Annotated in this window: 2 protein-coding genes; both read right to left on the bottom strand. The window is 35.5% G+C overall.

Translation table 11 applies throughout. The features are described from left to right. Positions 1-1,475 (bottom strand): condensation domain-containing protein (locus ACEN2I_RS19885; RefSeq protein ID WP_441767818.1); only part of this gene is annotated, 1,475 nt, incomplete at its 3' end. 13 nt (positions 1,476-1,488) lie between these two features. Beyond that, positions 1,489-1,773, bottom strand: a 285-nt coding sequence (locus tag ACEN2I_RS19880; protein WP_441767817.1) for a phosphopantetheine-binding protein, incomplete at its 5' end; no start/stop codon positions are given.

Raw genomic sequence — 1,773 nt, 5'->3', positions numbered from 1 at the left:
CTCTCCAATAATTCTTGGTAATAAAGCAGCATTCGATCAATCGTTGTCTTATCAAATAAAGCGGTACAATAATTTATAACTAATGAAATACCCTTATTGTCTTCCAATACGGTAAGTGACAAATCAAATTGAGCCTTAACAATGTCGAATTTGTAATCGGAAAATGTAATATTCTTTAATTCTATTTCACCATTGTTCTCAGGAGCTTTTTGCAATGCAAACATCACTTGAAACAACGGGCTCATGCTCATATCACGCGTCGTAATCACGCGATCAACAACCTTTTCAAATGGTGTCAGCTGATGATCGTAACCTTCCAAAGTGGTCTGTTTTACTCTGGACAATAGCGCTTTGAAACTCGGGTCTCCGCTTAAATCACTGCGAAGTGCTAAAGTATTCACAAAAAAGCCTATCATTCCCTCTAACTCCGATTGCGTTCTGTTTGCAATTGGGGTTCCAACACAAATATCATCCTGTCCGCTGTAGCGCGATAACAATACTTTGAAGGCGGATAATAACAACATAAAAAGCGTAACGCCTTCTTCCTTGCATATGGAATTTAATGAAGATCTCAAGTTGTCGTCCAACTTTAAAGAAACACTCGCTCCTGCTGTACTCTGCACCGAAGGGCGAACATAATCTGTCGGTAGGGACAAAGTACTTAATCCTTGTAATTTTGTTTCCCAATACGATAACTGATCCTCTAAAACACTACCTTCTAAATACTTGCGCTGCCAAATGGCATAGTCTGCATATTGTAAACTAAGCTCGGGTAGTATTGCCTTACGACCGGACTGCAGTGCACTGTATAATTCCACAAACTCTTTAACTAAGATTCCTTCTGACCAGCCATCACTGGCTATATGATGGAAAACGCAAGCCAAAATATACTTATCATTCCCTAAAGTATATAAACACGCTCGTAACTTGTAATCTTTCGATAAATCAAATGGACTCATCAGATAATCTTCAAGATTATTTTCCAGTAACGATGCATCTGCTAGTCTTACCTGATCCAATGACCATCTTTCTGCACTAATAATTTCCTGATAACCGATGCCATCTTCTGAAAGAAGCATACTGCGTAAAACTTCATGACGCGAAACTATTTCACTTAAAGTTTTTTCTAATATTAATATGTCTAAAAATCCTTCCAAACGAAGAAAAGTAGGAATGTGATACTCAGTACTCCCTTGAAACTGATCTAAAAACCATAAACGCTCCTGATTAAATGATAATGGGATTGTAGCGAAATGATCTCGATTGTAAGGAGTAATCTTTTTTAATAATTCTTTAGTTGTATTTTCATCTTGATACTTCTGTAAATACCTAACAATTAATTCCTTATTATTTTTTATTTCCAAAAGTACTGTCGGATCTATGTTAGCATTTGATTTTATACTTAATAGATCCCCTTTTAATACTAATTTTATTCCTTCTTTATTTAATCTTTCAAAAAAACTTGAAAATTCCATATTTGTTGTTAAATTATAATTCAATGTTTACACTATAATCATTTTCAGCATCATTGGTGTTGACTACTTTATATATTATATATGATGCTAACTCTTCTACAGTATTAAATCTGAAAATGTTTCGAATAGACACTTCTACCGCTAGTTCTTTACGTATCATAGATACCAAGCGAGTCGCCAACAAACTATGGCCTCCCAATTCAAAAAAGTTATCATGAATCCCAACCTTATCAACTCCTAATAATTCCTGCCAGATTGCAGCTAACTGCGCTTCGGTTTCATTACGGGGTGCTACATA

The sequence above is a fragment of the Flavobacterium sp. W22_SRS_FK3 genome, from assembly GCF_052113665.1.
GTDB lineage: Bacteria > Bacteroidota > Bacteroidia > Flavobacteriales > Flavobacteriaceae > Flavobacterium.
The sequence above is the reverse complement of the archived record's forward strand: the minus strand, read 5'-3'. Positions and strand labels throughout refer to the sequence as shown.